The sequence below is a fragment of the Frigoribacterium faeni genome (assembly GCF_011761235.1).
In the GTDB taxonomy this organism is placed as follows: domain Bacteria; phylum Actinomycetota; class Actinomycetes; order Actinomycetales; family Microbacteriaceae; genus Frigoribacterium; species Frigoribacterium faeni_A.
In genome coordinates this window covers 1,142,991-1,159,908 of the sequence record NZ_JAAOYW010000001.1, presented here as the reverse complement: position 1 = coordinate 1,159,908, position 16,918 = coordinate 1,142,991, and the positions used below count along the sequence as shown (strand labels likewise).

Annotated in this window: 20 protein-coding genes; 15 read left to right on the top strand and 5 right to left on the bottom strand. The window is 74.3% G+C overall.

The genetic code is table 11. The features are described 5' to 3' along the window. Positions 1-120 precede the first annotated feature (120 nt). The gene (locus tag FHR78_RS05375; RefSeq protein ID WP_166759406.1) at positions 121-543 is read right to left on the bottom strand and encodes a DUF2000 domain-containing protein; all 423 of its coding nucleotides are present in this window, start codon (positions 541-543) and stop codon (positions 121-123) included. 49 nt (positions 544-592) lie between these two features. Between FHR78_RS05375 and FHR78_RS05370 the strand changes: the two genes are divergently transcribed. Then, positions 593-1,414 (top strand): AraC family transcriptional regulator, encoded by an 822-nt coding sequence (locus tag FHR78_RS05370; protein WP_166759405.1) that lies wholly within the window; start codon positions 593-595, stop codon positions 1,412-1,414. Between the two features lie 51 nt (positions 1,415-1,465). Here the strand turns inward: FHR78_RS05370 and FHR78_RS05365 are convergent, their stop codons facing one another. Beyond that, on the bottom strand, positions 1,466-2,332 hold the full coding sequence (locus tag FHR78_RS05365; protein WP_166759404.1) for an oxidoreductase: 867 nt from the start codon (positions 2,330-2,332) through the stop codon (positions 1,466-1,468). 116 nt (positions 2,333-2,448) lie between these two features. Between FHR78_RS05365 and FHR78_RS05360 the strand changes: the two genes are divergently transcribed. Further along, complete coding sequence (locus FHR78_RS05360; protein WP_166759403.1) at positions 2,449-2,868, top strand: winged helix-turn-helix transcriptional regulator; 420 nt, start codon at positions 2,449-2,451, stop codon at positions 2,866-2,868. Positions 2,869-2,982: 114 nt separating this feature from the next. Then, positions 2,983-4,050 carry a spore photoproduct lyase family protein gene (locus FHR78_RS05355; RefSeq protein WP_347878060.1) on the top strand — a complete coding sequence of 356 codons (1,068 nt, stop codon included), beginning with the start codon at positions 2,983-2,985 and terminating at the stop codon, positions 4,048-4,050. Between the two features lie 55 nt (positions 4,051-4,105). Here FHR78_RS05355 and FHR78_RS05350 read toward each other — a convergent pair whose 3' ends face one another. After that, positions 4,106-4,702, bottom strand: a complete 597-nt coding sequence (locus FHR78_RS05350; RefSeq protein WP_166759402.1) for a TetR family transcriptional regulator — start codon at positions 4,700-4,702, stop codon at positions 4,106-4,108. Positions 4,703-4,826: 124 nt separating this feature from the next. On the opposite strand from FHR78_RS05350, the gene FHR78_RS05345 reads away from it, so the two are divergent. The 7 genes from FHR78_RS05345 to FHR78_RS05315 all read left to right on the top strand — a co-directional run bounded on the left by FHR78_RS05345 (position 4,827) and on the right by FHR78_RS05315 (position 11,858). Continuing rightward, complete coding sequence (locus FHR78_RS05345; RefSeq protein ID WP_208392758.1) at positions 4,827-5,234, top strand: nuclear transport factor 2 family protein; 408 nt, start codon at positions 4,827-4,829, stop codon at positions 5,232-5,234. Next, entirely contained in the window at positions 5,231-5,596 is a 366-nt protein-coding gene (locus FHR78_RS05340) for a DoxX family protein (RefSeq protein ID WP_166759401.1), read from the top strand. Before FHR78_RS05345 ends, FHR78_RS05340 begins: the two co-directional genes overlap by 4 nt. Before the next feature lie 154 nt (positions 5,597-5,750). Beyond that, a complete protein-coding gene (locus tag FHR78_RS05335; protein ID WP_166759400.1) occupies positions 5,751-7,277 on the top strand; it encodes a SulP family inorganic anion transporter in 1,527 nt (508 codons plus the stop codon). A 52-nt stretch (positions 7,278-7,329) separates the two neighbouring features. Continuing rightward, positions 7,330-7,665: a DUF3140 domain-containing protein gene (locus FHR78_RS05330; protein WP_166759399.1), complete on the top strand. Its 336-nt coding sequence runs from the start codon at positions 7,330-7,332 to the stop codon at positions 7,663-7,665. A 159-nt stretch (positions 7,666-7,824) separates the two neighbouring features. Further along, entirely contained in the window at positions 7,825-9,924 is a 2,100-nt protein-coding gene (locus tag FHR78_RS05325) for an acyltransferase family protein (RefSeq protein ID WP_166759398.1), read from the top strand. A 103-nt stretch (positions 9,925-10,027) separates the two neighbouring features. After that, positions 10,028-10,558 (top strand): RNA polymerase sigma factor, encoded by a 531-nt coding sequence (locus FHR78_RS05320; protein WP_208392990.1) that lies wholly within the window; start codon positions 10,028-10,030, stop codon positions 10,556-10,558. 52 nt (positions 10,559-10,610) lie between these two features. Beyond that, positions 10,611-11,858 (top strand): hypothetical protein, encoded by a 1,248-nt coding sequence (locus FHR78_RS05315; RefSeq protein ID WP_166759396.1) that lies wholly within the window; start codon positions 10,611-10,613, stop codon positions 11,856-11,858. A gap of 30 nt (positions 11,859-11,888) precedes the next feature. Here the strand turns inward: FHR78_RS05315 and FHR78_RS05310 are convergent, their stop codons facing one another. After that, positions 11,889-12,482 (bottom strand): CGNR zinc finger domain-containing protein, encoded by a 594-nt coding sequence (locus FHR78_RS05310; protein WP_166759395.1) that lies wholly within the window; start codon positions 12,480-12,482, stop codon positions 11,889-11,891. A 63-nt stretch (positions 12,483-12,545) separates the two neighbouring features. On the opposite strand from FHR78_RS05310, the gene FHR78_RS05305 reads away from it, so the two are divergent. From FHR78_RS05305 to FHR78_RS05285, 5 genes are all read left to right on the top strand, one after another. Further along, a complete protein-coding gene (locus FHR78_RS05305; RefSeq protein WP_166759394.1) occupies positions 12,546-13,829 on the top strand; it encodes an MFS transporter in 1,284 nt (427 codons plus the stop codon). Positions 13,830-13,930: 101 nt separating this feature from the next. Next, a complete protein-coding gene (locus FHR78_RS05300) occupies positions 13,931-14,485 on the top strand; it encodes a helix-turn-helix domain-containing protein (protein ID WP_166759393.1) in 555 nt (184 codons plus the stop codon). Then, positions 14,475-14,978 (top strand): YbaK/EbsC family protein, encoded by a 504-nt coding sequence (locus tag FHR78_RS05295; protein WP_166759392.1) that lies wholly within the window; start codon positions 14,475-14,477, stop codon positions 14,976-14,978. The genes FHR78_RS05300 and FHR78_RS05295 overlap by 11 nt, the downstream gene beginning before the upstream one ends. Beyond that, positions 14,975-15,529, top strand: a complete 555-nt coding sequence (locus FHR78_RS05290) for a GNAT family N-acetyltransferase (RefSeq protein WP_166759391.1) — start codon at positions 14,975-14,977, stop codon at positions 15,527-15,529. Before FHR78_RS05295 ends, FHR78_RS05290 begins: the two co-directional genes overlap by 4 nt. Next, on the top strand, positions 15,526-16,377 hold the full coding sequence (locus tag FHR78_RS05285; protein WP_166759390.1) for a hypothetical protein: 852 nt from the start codon (positions 15,526-15,528) through the stop codon (positions 16,375-16,377). Before FHR78_RS05290 ends, FHR78_RS05285 begins: the two co-directional genes overlap by 4 nt. Positions 16,378-16,395: 18 nt before the next feature. Here the strand turns inward: FHR78_RS05285 and FHR78_RS05280 are convergent, their stop codons facing one another. Next, on the bottom strand, positions 16,396-16,893 hold the full coding sequence (locus tag FHR78_RS05280; RefSeq protein ID WP_166759389.1) for a hypothetical protein: 498 nt from the start codon (positions 16,891-16,893) through the stop codon (positions 16,396-16,398). Positions 16,894-16,918 lie beyond the last annotated feature (25 nt).

Genomic DNA, 16,918 nt, shown 5'->3' with positions numbered 1-16,918 from the left:
TCGCCCACGAACGGCGACGACGACTGGTCCTGGGCCGTGGACGACCTGCAGAAGAGACGAGGAGGCGGGGGTCACGGGGGTGCGGCGCGCCTGCGTCCCGTGGCCTCCCACGCCCTCGCGTCAGCGGTGGCGACCGACGCCCTTGACGACGCGGTCGACCTGGTTCTTGGGCCCGTGGACCGCGACGCCCACGAGGTCGAGCTCGTCGCCCGGCGCGCTGGCGACGACCTCGCGGTTCGCCGCGTCGTGGCCGGTGGCGAACATGCCGGCGTCGAAGACGGCGGTGAGGAGCTCGCGCGCGACGGCTCGCGAACGGACGCCCCGCAGCACGTCGCGATCGCCCTGCAGCACGACGACCGGCTGGCCGAGCAGGGCGGCGTAGGTCGTGCCGTCGGCGTCGACGTAGGGCTCGCCGGCCAGCGCCGGGTCGGCGGCGACGCCGCTCGCGAGGAACGCGGCGACGTTAGCCACCTGCCAGGGCTCGAGGTCGTCGCGCAGCACCAGGGCGACGCGGGTCGGGAATCGGACGGGCTCATCGGTCATGCCTCGATCATCGGATGACGCCGGGTCCCTCGTCTTGTACGTTCCTCGCATGACGGACACGGTCTCGTTGCGCGCCTGGCACCCCTCGGTGCCCGGGGTGCGCGAGGTGCTGCACGCCCGGATGACCGACCACGCCTACCCGGCGCACTCCCATGCCGACTGGGCCCTCATGCTCGTCGACGAGGGGGCCGTCGTCTACGACCTCGGCGGTCGTCGACGGATCGCCGACGCGACGTCGGCGACCCTGCTGCCGCCCGGTGTCGCCCACGACGGTCGCGCGGCCCCGGGCGCCACGGGCTTCCGCAAGCGCGTCGCGTACCTCGACGCGTCCTGGGCTCCCGAGGTGCTCACCGGCGCCACGGTCGACCGTCCCGGCCGGGCCGATCTGCTGGCCGGGACGCGCCGGGTGCACCGCGCCCTGGCCGCGACGGGAGAGGAGCTCGCGGCCGAGGCGGCCCTCCTCGCCCTGGCCGGACAGGTGGGGGCTGGGTCGGAGGGGGCGCCTCCCGTGCGCGACGCCTCCTTGGCGCGTCGTCTGCGCGACCTGCTCGAGAGCGACCTCGTCCAGGGCGTGACGCTCGCCGAGGCGGGCAGGGTGCTCGGCGCGCACCCGGCGCACCTCTCGCGGTCGTTCTCGACGACCTACGGCCTCGCGCCGCACCGCTACCTGACGAGCCGTCGGGTCGACCTCGCCCGCTGGCTCCTGCTCGACGGCGTGGGCCCCGCCTACGTCGCCGTCGCGGCGGGCTTCCACGACCAGTCCCACCTCACCCGGCACTTCCGTCGCGTGCTCGGGACCACGCCGGGGCGCTTCGCCTCGGCGGCCGACGTGCGCCGGGGCGACGCCGTGGGCCACCGGCGCGACGGCTGACCGCACGGGCCTGGCAGGACGCCGACGCGGCCGCGGGGGGCGCCTCCTGGCTCAGCGGCCGATGCGGTCGAGCTCGCGCAGGTCGGACTCGGAGAGGGCGAGCCCGGCGCCCGCGACGTTCTCGCGCAGGTGGTCGACCGACGAGGTCCCCGGGATCAGGAGGATGTTCGGGGAGCGGTGCAGCAGCCAGGCGAGGGCGACCGAGAGGGGAGTCGAGCCGAGCCGGGCGGCGACGCCCGACAGGGCGTCGGACTGCAGCGGGGTGAACCCGCCGAGGGGGAAGAACGGGATGTAGGCGACGCCCTCGTCGGCGAGGCGGTCGACGAGGTCGTCGTCCCGGCGGTCGGCGAGGTTGTACCTGTTCTGCACCGACACGATCGGGGCGATCGACTGCGCCTCCGCGACCTGCTCCGCGGTGGCGTTGCTGACCCCGAGGTGCCGGACGACGCCCTGCCGCTGCAGGTCGACGAGCGTCTCGACGGCCTCGGCGACCGGTTCCTGCACCGGGCCCTCGGCGTCGCCGAGACGCAGGTGCACGAGGTCGAGCGCGTCGACCCCGAGGGTCTCGAGGTTGTCGTCGATCTGGGCGCGCAGCTCGTCGGGCCTCCGCGCCGACGGCCACCCGCCCTGCCCGTCCCGGCGACCTCCGGCCTTCGTGGCGATGACCAGGTCGTCGGCGTACGGGTGCAGGGCCTCGCGGACGAGCTCGTTGACGACGCGGGGCCCGTAGGTCTCGGCGGTGTCGATGTGCGTGACGCCGCCGGCGACGGCGGCACGGAGGACGGCGAGGGCGGCCTCGTGGTCGCGGGGCGGGCCCATGACCCAGGGGCCGGCGAGCTGCATCGCGCCGTACCCGAAGCGGGTCACGGTCCGGTCGCCCAGGGTCCAGCTGCCGCCGGGCAGGGAGGGGGTGGTCATGTCGGTCATCGTCGCCTCTTCGTCTTGTGGAACGTCGTGTCGTGCACCACCTTGGAGGAGGTGCTTCCCGTGCGGAAGTAGTTACCCAGAAGTGCGTAGATACCCTCGGAGGGGACATGGCGACGACGACCGCAGCAGACCGCAAGGCCACGGAGAAGATGCGCTACGACGCGTTCCTGGCCGCCTGCCCGAGCCAGCAGCTCCTGGCGCAGGTGTCCGGCAAGTGGGTGACGCTCGTGCTGTCCGCGCTCGGCAGCGGGCCCGACTGCGACGGGGATCCCCGCCCGATGCGGTACTCCGAGCTCGCCCGCGTGCTCGCCGGCGTCAGCCCGAAGATGCTGTCGCAGACCCTGCGGTCGCTCACGCGGGACGGCCTGGTCACCCGCACCGCGACGGCCACCGTCCCGGTCACGGTGACGTACGAGCTGACCGATCTCGGGCTCTCGCTGCACCGGACGGTGCGGCAGCTGAAGGCCTGGTCCGAGGCCCACCGCGACGCGGTCGCCGCCAACCGCGAGCGGTTCGACGCCTCCTGAGCGGGGCGGGCGGGGCGCACCGCGCCGGGGCGCCTGGCCGGGGCGGACGGGCCAGCCGGGGCTGCCGGGCCACCCGGGCCCGCCGGTGTCGGTGGTGTCGGCGACACTGGGTCCGTGACGTCCTCCTCGCGCCTGCTCGACGTGCGGCGCATCTACGCCGAGCCCGCGGCCGCCGCGTCGCCCCGCGGGCAGGACGTGCTGGCGCAGTGGCCCGAGGCCACCGTGGTTCCGGTCGAGTCGCACTGGCGCATCCCCGAGCTGCACGGCGACGAGGCGAACGCCCGACGGTGGGTGCGCATCAAGACCGAGGCGCTCGTGCTCGGCGAGAAGAAGAGCCTCGTCACGCGCCCCAACGGGCGTTCCGCCGACTTCATCGCCCCGTCGCTCGCGAACGGCTGCGCCATGGCCTGCGTCTACTGCTACGTCCCGCGGCGCAAGGGCTACAGCAACCCCGTCACGGTCTTCACCAACATCGAGCAGATCGGCCGTCACGTCGCCCGGCACGTCCACGCGCAGGGCCCCAAGCCCGAGCCGAACCAGTGCGACCCCGACGCCTGGGTCTACGACATCGGCGAGAACAGCGACTGCTCCGTCGACGCCGCGATCAGCGACAACGTGCGCGACCTCTGCGACCTGTTCCGCATGACGCCGACGGCCAAGGCGTCGTTCGCGACCAAGTGGGTGAACCGCGACCTGCTCGACTGGGATCCCCGAGGTCGGTCGCGCATCCGCTTCTCGCTGATGCCGGCCGAGACGGCGAAGGTGACCGACCTGCGCACGAGCCCGATGGCCGAGCGGATCGCGGCGATCGACGACTTCGTCGAGGCCGGGTGGGAGGTGCACCTCAACTTCTCGCCCGTGGTCATGACGCCGACCTGGCTGGCCGACTGGCGCCTCCTGCTGCAGCAGCTCGACGACGTCCTGTCGCCCGCCGCCAAGGCGCAGGCCGCCGCCGAGGTGATCTTCCTCACGCACAACGCCGCGCTGCACGAGGTCAACGAGCTGTGGCACCCGAAGGGCGAGGAGCTGATCTGGCAGCCCCGCCTGCAGGAGGCCAAGATCTCGCAGAACGGGGCCGAGAACGTCCGGTACCGCCGCGACCTCAAGGCCGAGGGGGTCGCCGCGCTGACGGCGCTCGTCCGCGAGGTCGCGCCGTGGTGCCGCATCCGGTACGCGTTCTGAGCTTGCCGAACCCGCTCAGCCTGCCCAGCCCGGCGGGCGGCCGGGCGTCACGGCGTCAGCGCGCCTCCGTGCCGAGGGCCAGGGCCTGCTCGAACGCGGCGCGGGTCGCCGCGACGACGGCCTCGGGCGCGGGGGAGGCCGCCTGGGCGGTCGCGTAGCAGGCCACGGCGATCTGGCCGGCGAAGCTCGCGACCTCGTCGTCCCACCCCGCGTCCACCAGCAGCGAGCGGAGCCGGCCGGCGACGACCTGGGCCTTGGCCGCGCTGCGACCCTGCAGCACGACGTTGTCCCGGACCAGCCGTTCGTGTCGCCGGTACTCCTCCGCGTCCTCGCTGACGCGGGCACAGATCTCGAGGACGACCGGCTGCAGGGCCCTCACGGCGTCGCTCGCGGAGCGACGACCGGACGGCACCGGCCCGAGGGCGTCGACGGTCAGCGAGTCGAGGATCGCGCGCTCCCGGGCGAAGACGACCTCTTGCTTGTCCGTGAAGTGCCGGAAGAACGTGGTCCGACCCACCTCGGCCCGCTCGGCGATGTCCGACACGGAGACGCCGTCGAAGCCGCGCTCGTCGAACAGCTCGGCGGCCGCGCGCTCGATGCGCCCGCGGGCCGCCTCCTGTTTGCGCTCCACCAGGGAGAGGGCGTCCGTCATGCCCCCAACGCTATCGGATCGGGTCCGTTCGCGTACCCGAACCCGTGTGGGCTTGCGTTCCAGATGGAACGCGGTACCATTTCGACGTCGGCTCGCTCGGGCCGGCGCGACCGAGAGGAACGACATGGACACCGAGGACCGCATGGACACCGAGGACCGCATGGACATCGCCGAGACGCTGAGCCTGGTGGGGCACGTCTTCGACGACGGCAGGCTGGACGAGATCGACGCCGTCTTCACGGCCGACGTCGTCTACGACATGAGCGCGCTGGGGATGCCCGTCGTCCACGGCATCGACGGAGCGCGCGAGGCCGCGCGCCAGATGGGCGCCCACGGCCCCGTCGCCCACCTGGTGACGAACGTCGTCATCGCCCGGGGAGGGGACGAGGAGGCGCTGGTCGACTCGAAGGGCCTGATGCTGATGAGAGACAACACGGTGGGCGTCGTCGTGAACCACGACGTCGTGCGGCGGGGACCAGCCGGGTGGCGCATCGCGCGCCGGGTCATCGTCCCCGCGGGCAGCGCGTCATGACCGCCGCGTTCTGGATCGTCGCCGGCCTTGTCGCCGTGCTCTACGCCGGGGCGGGGGCGACGAAGGTCGTCCGCCCGCGGTCGGCTCTGCAGGCCGCAGGCATGGGCTGGACCGAGAGCGTCCCTCTGCCTGTCGTCAAGCTCCTCGGGCTGGCCGAGGTGCTCGGTGCGGTCGGGCTCGTGCTGCCCGTCGCCCTGGGCGTCGCCGAGGTGCTCAGCCCCGTCGCCGGCGCGTGCCTGACCGTCCTGATGGCGGGAGCCGTCGTCGTCCACCTGCGGCGCCGGGAGCCCGCCGTCGTCCAGCTCGCCCTGGCCGTCGTCACCCTCGGCTCGACGGTCCTCGCGGCGGTCGCCGTGTCCTGAGGCGCCGGTGGACTCTACCCTCACGTGAGGGTAGAGTCGGGGGTGCCCTCGGGCCCCGATCTCCAGCCGAGTCCTCTGCGACCGGCACGCGCGACGACGCGCCCCCGACCTCACCCTCGCGGACCGCCGTCCGCCTCTCGAACGGAGCACCCCCATGCCCATCGCCGCCACCGCCTCCGTCGTGCAGCCCCCGCCGCACGACGGGCCCACCGTCCTCAGCGCCCTCCGCCACCCGAAGACCCTCAGCCGCGAGGTCGTCGCCGGCCTGGTCGTCGCCCTCGCCCTCATCCCCGAGGCCATCTCGTTCTCGATCATCGCCGGGGTCGACCCCCGTGTCGGGCTGTTCTCCTCGTTCGTGATGGCCGTGTCCATCGCGTTCCTCGGCGGCCGGCCCGCGATGATCACGGCCGCGACCGGCGCGATCGCGCTCGTCATCGCCCCGGTCGCCCGCGAGCACGGGCTCGATTACTTCATCGCCACCGTGATCCTCGCCGGCGTGTTCCAGCTGGTCCTCGGCCTGGTCGGCATCGCGAGGCTCATGCGCTTCGTGCCCCGCAGCGTCATGGTCGGCTTCGTGAACGCCCTCGCGATCCTCATCTTCACCGCACAGCTGCCGAACCTCGTCGACGTGCCCTGGGTCGTCTACCCGCTCGTCGCGATCGGCATCGCGATCATGGTCTTCCTGCCGCGGCTGTCGACCGTGGTCCCCGCGCCGCTCGTCGCGATCGTGCTCCTCACCGCGGCGACCGTCGTGGCGGCGATCGCCGTCCCGACGGTGGGAGACGAGGGCGAGCTGCCCGACAGCCTCCCCAGCCTGTTCCTGCCGTCCGTGCCGTTCACGGGCGAGACGTTCGCGATCATCGCCCCCTACGCCCTCGCGATGGCGCTCGTCGGCATCCTCGAGTCGCTCATGACGGCGAAGCTCGTCGACGACATCACCGACACGCCGAGCCGCAAGAAGCGCGAGACCCTCGGCCAGGGCGGCGCGAACATCCTCTCCGGCTTCTTCGGCGGCATGGGCGGCTGCGCGATGATCGGCCAGACGATGATCAACGTCAGGGCCTCCGGCGCCCGGACCCGCATCTCGACGTTCATGGCCGGGGTGTTCCTGCTGGTGCTCGTCGTGGGCCTCGGCGACGTCGTCGCCGTCATCCCGATGGCCGCGCTCGTGGCCGTCATGGTCATGGTCAGCGTCGGCACGTTCGACTGGCACAGCATCCGGCCCTCGACCCTGAGGCGCATGCCCCTGGGCGAGACCGTCGTCATGGTCCTGACCGTCGTGGTCGTGGTCGTGACGCACAACCTCGCGATCGGCGTCGTGGTCGGGGTCGTCGCGGCCATGGTCGTCTTCGCCCGCCGGGTCGCCCACCTCGCGACCGTCGACCGCACCCTCACCGCCACCACGGACGGAGTCGAGGAGGCGCGCTACACCGTCACCGGGGCCCTGTTCTTCGCCTCGAGCAACGAGCTCACCACCCAGTTCGACTACGCCGGCGACCCCGAGGCGGTCGTCATCGACCTCTCCGGGTCGCACGTCTGGGACGCCTCCACCGTCGCCGCCCTCGACGCGATCACGACCAAGTACGAGCGGCACGGCAAGCACGCGCGCATCGAGGGCATGAACGCCCCCAGCGCAGCCGTGCACGGCCGCCTCGCGGGCACCCTCGGCGGCGGTCACTAGCACCACCTCCGCCCGGGGTCACGGGGGCGCGACGAGGGGTACGGTCCTCCCCATGAGCACGAAGGACGACGCCGAGACGCGGGACGAGTTCGCCCAGGCGGTCAACATGACGGCCGGCGAGATCGAGGAGTGGCTCGAGACGGACCACTCCCGCGACGTCGGCCAGAAGGAGGCGGGCCACGAGTCGACGGGACACCGGAGCGGTCGCCGCATCGTCGAGATCCTGCGGAAGAAGAAGGCCGACCTGACGGACGCCGACCACGACCACATGCGCAAGGTCGTCGGCTACGTCGCGCGCCACTCGTCGCAGCGCCCCTCCGGCGACGTCACCGACACCGCGTGGCGGTGGTCGTTGATGAACTGGGGCCACGATCCCGAGAAGGGCTGACCGGGCCCGGCCGTGCCCCGCGGGGTGGACGGACGTGTCGGTGGCCTCGCCTAGGCTTCACTCCAGCGAGTGATCCTCGCGATCGCACCATCGACGCCCTGACCGACCTGACCTGCCCGGCTCGCCCGGCGCGGCTCCCGCCGAGACGACTGCCCGCACATGCACCCTGCCTCCCCGCGCCCCGGATCCACCCGGGCGCCCGAGATCCAGGCGCTGCGCGCGCTCGCCGTCCTGGGCGTCGTCACCTGGCACCTCTGGCCCGGTCGACTTCCCGGGGGGTTCGTCGGCGTCGACGTCTTCTTCGTCATCTCCGGGTTCCTCATCACGGGCCACCTCGCCCGTGAGCTGGCGGCGACGGGTCGCGTCCGGCTCGGCCGGTTCTGGGCCCGGCGGGCCCGACGCCTCCTGCCGGCGGGCCTGCTCGTCCTGACGGCGACGGCCGTCGCCGTCCTCGTCGCCGTGCCCGAGCGGTACTGGCAGCAGTTCTTCCGCGAGATCGCCGGGTCGGCCCTCTACGTGCAGAACTGGGTGCTGGCCGGCGACTCGGTCGACTACCTCCGGCAGACGAACGACCCGAGCCCGGCCCAGCACTACTGGTCGCTGTCGGTCGAAGAGCAGTTCTACCTGGTGTGGCCGCTCCTGCTGGCGGCCACGTGGTGGCTGGCCAGCCGGGCACGTCGCGGCCGTCGCGGCGGCGTCGAGCCGGCGGCGCCCGTCTCGCGCCGCGTCCTGGCCGCGCCCCTCGTCGTCGTCCTGGCCGCCTCCTTCGCCTGGTGCGTGCACCTCACCGCGACCGATCCCGGTCCCGCCTACTTCGTGACCCCGACCAGGGCGTGGGAGTTCGCGGCGGGCGGCGTGCTGGCGCTCGTCCTCGTGCGGCGCGAGGGCCGGTCGCGGCTCCGGGCGGCCGCGTCGTGGCTCGGCCTCGCGGGCATCGCGGGCACGTTCCTGGCCTTCGACTCCGAGACGGCGTTCCCCGGCTGGGCGGCCCTGCTGCCGGTCGCCGCCACGGTGCTCGTGCTCTGGGCCGGCGACCCGACCGACCGGTGGGCCCCCGGCGGCGTGACGCGGCTGGCTCCGGTGCAGTGGCTGGGCGACGTGTCGTACGGCCTCTACCTGTGGCACTGGCCGCTCATCGTCATCGTCCCGTTCGTGGTCACGAGCCGCGAGACCCTGCTGGGCAACCTCGCGCTCCTCCTCGCGTCCCTCGTCCTCGCGGCGCTGACCAAGCGCTTCGTCGAAGATCCGGTCCGCGGGTCGCGCCGGCTGTCGGCCCTGCCGTCGCGGTGGACCCTCGTCGGCACGGCCGTCGCCATGGCGCCCGTCCTCGTCGCGGCGCTCGTCGTGACCGCCCACGTGGCCGACAGGCAGCAGCAGTACCAGGCCCGTCTCGACGAGGTCGTCGCGGGCGACGTGGCCTGCCTCGGCGCGGCCGTGGTCGATGACCCCGGGTGCGAGAACCCCGAGCTCACGGGCGAGGTCTACCCGGACACGGGCAACGCACGCGCGGACGACGTCAACTCGCCCGAGTGCTGGAGCCGCAACGGCGAGGTCGAGCTCAAGATCTGCACCGAGCAGCCCGAGGGCGAGCCGACGCTGCGCGTGGCGCTCGTCGGCGACTCGCACAGCAACCAGTACCTCTCCGCCGTGCGGTGGCTGTCCCGCACCGCCGGGTGGCAGGTGGACGTCATCGGCAAGACCGGGTGCATCTGGACCGGCGCGCAGCAGGTCGAGTCGCCGTCGTGGGTCGACGACTGCGAGACCTGGAAGCGCTCGCTCGCGCAGCACCTCGCCACCGGCGAGGCCTACGACGTCGTCCTCACCAGCGCCTCCGCGGCGAGCCCGATCGCCCCGGGCGACGGCACGGACGCGAAGGAGGAGGCGGTCAGGGGCTTCGAGGCCGCCTGGGCTCCCGTCGTCGCCCGGGGCACGCCCGTGGTCGCCGTGCGCGACAACCCCGAGACCAAGCCGGACTACCTCACCTGCGTCGACCGCAGCGGGGCGTCGGCCGGCGCCGAGTGCGCCGTGCCCGAGGAGACCGCGTTCCGCGCCTTCGACGGCCAGCCGGACGCGGTCCGCGGCCTGCCGGGCGCGCACCTCGTCGACCTCTCGAGGTACTTCTGCCAGGACGGCTCGTGCCCGCCGGTGATCGGCGACGTGCTCGTCTACCGCGACCCGGGCCACGTCACCTCGACCTACGCCCGCACCCTGGCGCCGATGCTGCAGCGGGGCGTGGAGGACGCGCTCGCCGGCCGCTAGCCGCCGTGCCCGGCGACTCCGGCCCTGCGACTCCGGCCCGACGAGTTCGTGACCTTCGGCCGTTCCGCGACATCACTCAGGTGAGGGGGTCCACGTGGAGATCATGACGGAGTCCGACCAGGCCTTGCTGAGGCGGGTGGTCGGCGGAGACACGCGGGCGTTGTCGGCCGTGATGGACCGGCACGCGCCGGCGGTGAACAGGTACGCCTGGGCGATCACGTCGCGGCGGATGGACGTCGAGGAGGTCGTGCAGGACACGTTCCTCACGCTCTGGCGCCGGGCCGAGACGCTGGCCGCCGTCGAGTCGCTGCTGCCGTGGCTGCTGGTGACCTGCCGCAACCACGCGCTGAACCTGAACCGCAAGAACGGCCGCCACCTCGCCGAGGAGCTCGACGACGACCTCGCCGCTCCCGCCGACCCCGCGGAGGCGCGCGACCGCCTCCGTTTCGTGATGGCCGAGATCGACCTGCTGTCCGAGACCGACCGCCGCGTCTGCGAGCTCTGCCTCGTCGAGGGGCGGCCCTACGCCGACGTGGCCGACGCCGTCGGCCTCAGCGTCGGCGCCGTGAAGCAGCGCGTGATGCGCACCCGAACCCGACTCCGGAAGGCGGTGATCGACGATGAGCGTCGATGACGAGCGTGGCGAGTGGAGGGCGGTGCCGCCGTCCGCGGACGAGACGACCCGCATGGTCGTCCAGGAGAAGACCGCCGTCCTCACGCGGCTGGAGCACGAGCAGCACGCCGCCGCCCGTGCGCACAGGCGCCGTCTGTTCGGCGGGGCCGGCGCGCTCGTGGCGCTCGTCGCCGTCGGCGCGGCCAGCGGCGGGGTGGCCCTGGGCCTCATCCCCTCGCCCTTCGTCGGACAGGCACAGCCCGAGCCGACCTCGGTCGTGTCACAGGCCCCGCCGCCGACCCCGACGGCGAGCCCTGCCCCCGTGCCCACCTCCACCCCGTCGAGCCCGCCCGTCGGCGGGACGCCCTCGCCGGCCCTCGACCTGGGCTGCGACGCCCTCGGCGAGCAGACGGCGGTGACCTCGCTGCTCCGCGCCCCCGAGGGCCTCGACCTGCTCGAGCAGGTGTACCGGCCCGACGAGGCCGCGCAGCGACAGGCCGGCGTGACGACGTGCTGGTGGACGTCGTCGAGCGACACGGGCACGGCCACCCTGAACCTCAGCGTCTCGCCCGACGTCGACACCGGCAGCGCGCGGCTGGCCGAGCGTCGGGCCGCCGGCGCGGCCGACCCGGGCGTCGGCGACTCCTCCTCCCTGCTCTGCACCCCCGAGTACTCGCTCTGCGAGGGCGGACTCGTCGCGGGCGACTTCTGGGTCGAGCTGCAGTTCACCGAGACGCCCGAGCTGGGAGGCGACGTCACGTCGCTCCTGACGGCGCACCTCCAGCGGGTGGCCGACGTCGTGGGGCCGGCCACGCCGGCACCGGCCTGGGTGCGTCCCGACGCCGCGTCGCGGTGGACGCCGACCGACTCGTGCTCGACGCTCGTGACGACCACGCCGATGAGCGTGCTGCTGTCGTCGCCGAACGTCGCGGACGCCCCGATCGACCTGCTGCCCGGGTCGCGGGACGCGATCCAGGAGACGCAGAGCGACGCCTTCGGGTGCCGGTGGGCGGTGCCCGACGGCGTCACGAGGCCCGAGGGAGACCTGGCCTCGGTCGACGTCGGCATCGCTCCCGGGGCACGCTGGGCCTGGGAGGCCGCGCCCGGCGCGTTCGGCGACACGGCCGAGTCGGCGACGCCGACGGAGGTGGCCGGCGCCGAGGCGGCGACCCTGCGGTGCTCGACGGCCGAGGGGGAGAGCTGCTGGCTGGACGTGCTCGTCGACGATTCGTGGTTGCAGGTGGGCTACTCGAACGCCGTCCCCCCGGAGCGGTCGGACGTCCTCACGGTCGTCGCGGAGTCCCTCATCGCCGCGCGGTGAGGGCCGCTCCGCCGGGCGGCCCGACCTGGCTCAGGCCTTCTTCCTGGCCTGGTGCCGTGCCACCCGGTTGCGGTTGCCGCACCCCGCGGCCGTGCACCAGACCCGGTTGTGACGCGGGGACGTGTCCAGGTAGACCCAGCCGCAGGCGTCGTCGCCGCACTGGCGGGCGGCGCCGAGGTCGGACGTGAGCAGGTCGTGCGCGGCGAAGGCGACCACCGTGCGGGGCCCCGAGAGGTCGTCGGGCGCGCGCCAGGACCAGGTCGACGAGACGGCGTCGGCGACGAGCGTCGACCGGCTGAGCGCCGCGACGTGCTCGCGCGCGATCAGCTCGACCGCGGACGCCGACGCCTCGAAGACGGCCTCGTAGACCGCCTCGCGCAGGGCGACGACGGCGTCGTGCTCCCGCGCGGCCGCGGCGGGGTCCTCGCGGGCGAGGCGCTCGAGGTCCGCCGGATCGGCGCCCAGGGCCCCTCGCTGCAGGCACCACGCGACGACGTCCGCGAACGAGGTGAGCGTCTCGATCGCGCGGCTCTCGTCCAGGCGCCAGTGCACCGTGTCGACGAGGTCGAAGGCCGGGTGCCCGCCGACCTCGGGGAACCGCGGTCGTGCGTCCGGCTCGGTCATGTCTCGATGCTAATGCGTGGACACCCGTTGCGCCATTAGCGGGCTCATGCCAGTGTCTAATGCGTGAACCCCTCTGAACCCGTTAGTGCCACGCCGAGGCGGCTGGGCCCGGACTTCGCCCGCTTCTGGACCGCCCAGGGGGCGTCGGCCGTCGGGGGCCAGATCAGCGAGCTCGCCGTCCCGTTCCTCGCGGTCCTGGTGCTCGGGGCGTCGGCGGCCGAGGTCGGCCTCCTCGGCGCGGCCCGGTGGGTGCCCTTCCTGCTGCTCGCCCTGCCCCTCGGGGTGCTGGTCGACAGGCGCCGCCGCCGCCCGCTGCTCGTCACGGCCGACGTCGCCCGGGCGGCCCTCACCCTCGTCGTCGTGGCCCTCGCCTCCTCCGGCGCCCTGACCTTGCCCGCCCTCGTCTGCCTGGTGGGCCTGCTCGGCGCCTTCACCGTCGTCTTCGAGGTCGGCTACCAGTCCTTCCTGCCCACGGTCGCCGGCCGCGACCAGCTCGAGAAGGCCAACGGCCGGCTGCAGGCGACGGCGTCGGCGGCCGAGATCGGCGGCCCCGGCCTCGCCGGGCTGCTCGTCCAGGCGGCGGGCGCCCCGTGGGCGTTGCTGGCGCACGCCGTCACCTACGTGGTCTCGGCCGTCGCGCTCGTCGGCATCGCGACGCCGGAGGAGCCTCCGGTCCCCACGGGCAGGAGCGTCGCCCGCGACCTCGTCGACGGGCTGCGGTTCGTCCGGCGCGACCCCTACCTCGTCTCCCTGGTCGGCTTCGCCGGCATCTACAACCTATTCGCGCAGTGGATCATGGTCCTCTTCACGGTGCACGCCGTCCGCGAGCTGCACCTCACCGCGGGCCACCTCGGACTCGTCTTCAGCCTCGGCGCCGTGGGCGCCGTCCTCGGCGCCGCGGCCGCGCCCGCGGCGGTGCGTCGGCTCGGTGCCGGGCCCGTCATGGTCGGCTGCGCGGCGGCCGAGTGCGTCGCCCTCGCCGCGCTGCCCCTCGTCGACGCGTCGTGGACGGTGCCCGTCGTCGTCGCCGTGCTCGTCGTCGTCTTCGCCGTCAACGGCGCGGGGACGTCGCTCTCGAGCGTGGTCGCGCTGACGCTCCGACAGCTCCGCACCCCCGACCACCTGCTCGGGCGGGTCAACGCCACCATGCGGTGGCTCTCGTACGGGGTCATCGCCGTCGGCGCCGCCGTCGGGGGCCTCGTCGGCGAGGCCCTCGGCACCCGCGCCGGCATCGCGCTGGGGTGCGCCGGCACGCTGCTCACCGTCGTGTGGGTGGTCGCGTCGCCCCTCCGGCGGGTGGGCGACCCGCGCCTCCTCGCCGCTCACGCCGGCCAGGTCGGCCCGTAGCGGTCGGGCGGGCAGGGGCTCCGCCGCGTCCGCGGGCTCACCTGCCCTTGCGAGGCGCCGTGGGGAACGGCTAGCGTTCTGTTACCAGAACGGAGGCGTGTGTGGACGGGACGACAGGGTCGAGGCTGCGGCAGCTCCGCGACGCCCGCGGGGTGTCGCTGTCCGAGCTCGCGCGCCTCAGCGGGGTCGGCAAGGGCACCATCTCCGAGCTCGAGAACGACCGCCGCGGCGCCCGCCTCGACACGTTGTTCGCCCTCACGACCGCGCTCGACGCGCCCCTCGGCGCTCTCTGGCCCGACCGGGCCGGCGGCGACGGCCCGCCCGTGGCCGGGGCGTCCGTCAGTGCCGTGCTGCTCGACCGCCGGGCGCTCGGCCCCGGCCTCGTCGAGGTGTACCGGGCGACGGTCTCGCCCGGGCGGCAGGACTCGGCCGCCCACGCCGCCGGCGTCGAGGAGACCGTCACCGTGATCAGCGGCCGGGTCGTGGTCGGCCCGGCCGACGGCGGACGAGAGCTGGGCGAGGGCGAGAGCCTCCGCTACCCGGGCGACGTGCCGCACCGGTTCGAGGCGCGGGGCGACCCCGCCCACGTCGTCCTGCTCATGCACTACCCCGACCACGCCACGCCCGACGGAGGAGCGACCCACCATGACCGATGACCAGCAGCTGCCGGAGCGCAGCCGGATCGTCCGACAGCACCTGGCCGACGCGGGCGTGACCGCGCGCGTCCACGAGCTGCCCGACTCCACCCGGACGGCCGTGGAGGCGGCCGCCGCGCTCGGGTGCGAGCTCGGCGCGATCGCGAGCAGCCTGCTCTTCGTCGCGGACGGCGAGCCCGTGCTCGTCATGACCAGCGGGCGTCACCGCGTCGACACGGACGTCCTCGCCGACGAGCTCGCGGCGACCAGCGTCGAGATGGCGACGGCGAAGCAGGTCCGGGCGGTCACGGGCCAGGCCATCGGCGGCGTCGCCCCGGTGGGGCACCCCGCACCCGTGCGGACCGTGGTCGACCGGGCGCTGAGCGCCTACGACACGGTCTGGGCCGCGGCCGGCACCCCGCACACCGTCGTGCCGCTGACCGTCGAGCAGCTGACCGCGGTCACGGGCGGACGGCTCGTCCGCGTCGCGGCGCACGACGACGCGGCCTCGTGACACTCCGGCTCAGGCCGTTCGACGCCGCCGACCTCGCCTTCGTCGCGGCGCTGGCGCGCGACGAGCGCGTGACCCGCTTCGTCGGCGACGGCCGGCCGTGGAGCGCCGAGCAGATCGCCGACCGTTCGCGTCCCGCCCTGCGTCGCGATCCGACCGACGAGGTCGGTGCCGCCCGCTGGTTCGTCGCCGTCGAGGCGGCGGGGGAGGACGACGAGGAGGAGGGGCGTGAGGTGGGCCTGTTCGTCACGACGCGTCGCGAGCACTCCGTCGAGGTCGGCTACTGGGTCGCCCCTCCGCACTGGGGACGAGGCGTCGCCGGCGCGATGCTCGACCGGGCGCTGGAGGCGGTGGCCGGTCTCTACGGCCCGCTCCCGCTCTCTGCCCGCGTCGCGCCCGACAACGCGGCCTCCGTCCGGGCCCTGACCCGCCGCTCCTTCGAGCCGCAGGGCCACCACGAGGGCCTCGACCACTACGTGCGGGGCGCCCGCGACGCACGGGACGGGTCGACGGCTCCGCGCGGATCGAGCTCGTCCGGGGGAGCACGTCGGTGACCGAGCGATCGACGGTCCCCGAGTACCTCGCCCTGCTCCGGCACCGGGCCGGACCGGAGCGCGACGCCGCCTGGGTCGACGTGTACGAGGCGGCGCACCCCGAGATCTTCGCCGTGTACTACTCCGCGTGGGGCGACCGCGCCGCGATCCCGACGGCGGCGGGGCTCGTCGAGGCACAGGCGGCCGTCGTCCGCCGCCGCGAGCGGGAGACGTCGCGGGCCGTCGCCACGGTGAGCCGGCGGCTGAGGCGGCTCGGCCTGGCCGATCTCGACATCCCCCTGGTCATGCTCGTCGGCGGACACAGCGCGAACGGGTGGGTCGCGGACCTCGAGGGGGAGCCCGCCCTCTTCATCGCCCTGGAGCACCTCGACGACTCACCGGGCGACGTCGTGCTCGCCGCGCACGAGGCGGCCCACGTCGTCCACCGGCGCCTCAGCCCGACCTTCGACACGGGCGCCTTCGCGGGGCGGCTCGTCGCCGAGGGGGTCGCCCTGGCCGTGTCGCGGATGGTCGTGACCGACGCGTCCGACTCCGAGTGCTTCTGGTTCGACCAGGCGCACCCCGGGTGGGCGGCCGACTGTCGAGCGGCACGGCACCGCATCGCCGCGCTCGTCCGGGGAGCCGAGACCGGATCCGACCGCGAGCTCGAGTCGCTCTTCGACCTGCGACCCGCCCCCGGCGTCCCGCCTCGGGCCGGCTACTGGCTGGCCGACCAGGTCGTCGGGCCCCGGGCCTCGACCCCCGACGCGGCGAGGGAGGTCATGACGTGGACCGACGCCGAGGCGCGTGCCCACGTCGCGCGCGTCTCGGACGAGCTCTTCTCGGCCTGGGAGGACGGCGCCGGCTAGCGGGCCGGCCTGACGGCGTCAGCCGCCGGCGGACCGGGGCGCGCTGAGCACGAGCGGCGACCCCGCCGCCTCGCAGGCGTCGGCGACGGCGCCACGCGCGGCCTCCCAGCTCTCCGTCGTCGGGTCGAGGGTCTCGCCGTCCCGGCTGAGCGCCGTGAGCTCCGAGAGCGCCGTCGCGATCTTCGGGTCGTCCGAGCCGAGGTAGCCCAGCAGCTCGCCGGCGCCGTCGACCCGGGCGCGGTAGCCGCCGTCGTCCAGCGCTCCGGCGTCCCGGTCGGTCGACGCGCCGAAGATGACGCTCACGTACGCGGAGACCTGGCCACAGGTGAAGGAGGCGCTGGTGTCGGCCTCGGGGAACGCGGCCGTCGACGCGTCGCTCGCGTCGCCGCCGGTGGTGGCAGCCGCCGGCGGGGCGTCGTCACCACCGCCTCCTCCGGTGCCGGTGCAGCCGGTCAGCGCGACCAGGCCGACCAGCACCGCCACGATGGCCGTTCCGCGTGCTCGTGATGTCGTCATCGACGTCCCTCTCGTCCGTTCGGGG

Excerpts from the sequence above, each read along its gene's own strand:
- FHR78_RS05280 (WP_166759389.1), bottom strand. The coding sequence starts at position 16,893 with ATGACGACATCACGAGCACGCGGAACGGCCATCGTGGCGGTGCTGGTC.
- FHR78_RS05320 (WP_208392990.1), top strand. The coding sequence starts at position 10,028 with ATGACGGAGTCCGACCAGGCCTTGCTGAGGCGGGTGGTCGGCGGAGAC.
- FHR78_RS05335 (WP_166759400.1), top strand. The coding sequence starts at position 5,751 with ATGCCCATCGCCGCCACCGCCTCCGTCGTGCAGCCCCCGCCGCACGAC.
- FHR78_RS05340 (WP_166759401.1), top strand. The coding sequence starts at position 5,231 with ATGACCGCCGCGTTCTGGATCGTCGCCGGCCTTGTCGCCGTGCTCTAC.
- FHR78_RS05360 (WP_166759403.1), top strand. The coding sequence starts at position 2,449 with ATGGCGACGACGACCGCAGCAGACCGCAAGGCCACGGAGAAGATGCGC.
- FHR78_RS05310 (WP_166759395.1), bottom strand. The coding sequence starts at position 12,482 with ATGACCGAGCCGGACGCACGACCGCGGTTCCCCGAGGTCGGCGGGCAC.
- FHR78_RS05345 (WP_208392758.1), top strand. The coding sequence starts at position 4,827 with ATGGACACCGAGGACCGCATGGACACCGAGGACCGCATGGACATCGCC.
- FHR78_RS05370 (WP_166759405.1), top strand. The coding sequence starts at position 593 with ATGACGGACACGGTCTCGTTGCGCGCCTGGCACCCCTCGGTGCCCGGG.
- FHR78_RS05365 (WP_166759404.1), bottom strand. The coding sequence starts at position 2,332 with ATGACCACCCCCTCCCTGCCCGGCGGCAGCTGGACCCTGGGCGACCGG.
- FHR78_RS05295 (WP_166759392.1), top strand. The coding sequence starts at position 14,475 with ATGACCGATGACCAGCAGCTGCCGGAGCGCAGCCGGATCGTCCGACAG.
- FHR78_RS05375 (WP_166759406.1), bottom strand. The coding sequence starts at position 543 with ATGACCGATGAGCCCGTCCGATTCCCGACCCGCGTCGCCCTGGTGCTG.
- FHR78_RS05325 (WP_166759398.1), top strand. The coding sequence starts at position 7,825 with ATGCACCCTGCCTCCCCGCGCCCCGGATCCACCCGGGCGCCCGAGATC.
- FHR78_RS05315 (WP_166759396.1), top strand. The coding sequence starts at position 10,611 with ATGGTCGTCCAGGAGAAGACCGCCGTCCTCACGCGGCTGGAGCACGAG.
- FHR78_RS05350 (WP_166759402.1), bottom strand. The coding sequence starts at position 4,702 with ATGACGGACGCCCTCTCCCTGGTGGAGCGCAAACAGGAGGCGGCCCGC.
- FHR78_RS05330 (WP_166759399.1), top strand. The coding sequence starts at position 7,330 with ATGAGCACGAAGGACGACGCCGAGACGCGGGACGAGTTCGCCCAGGCG.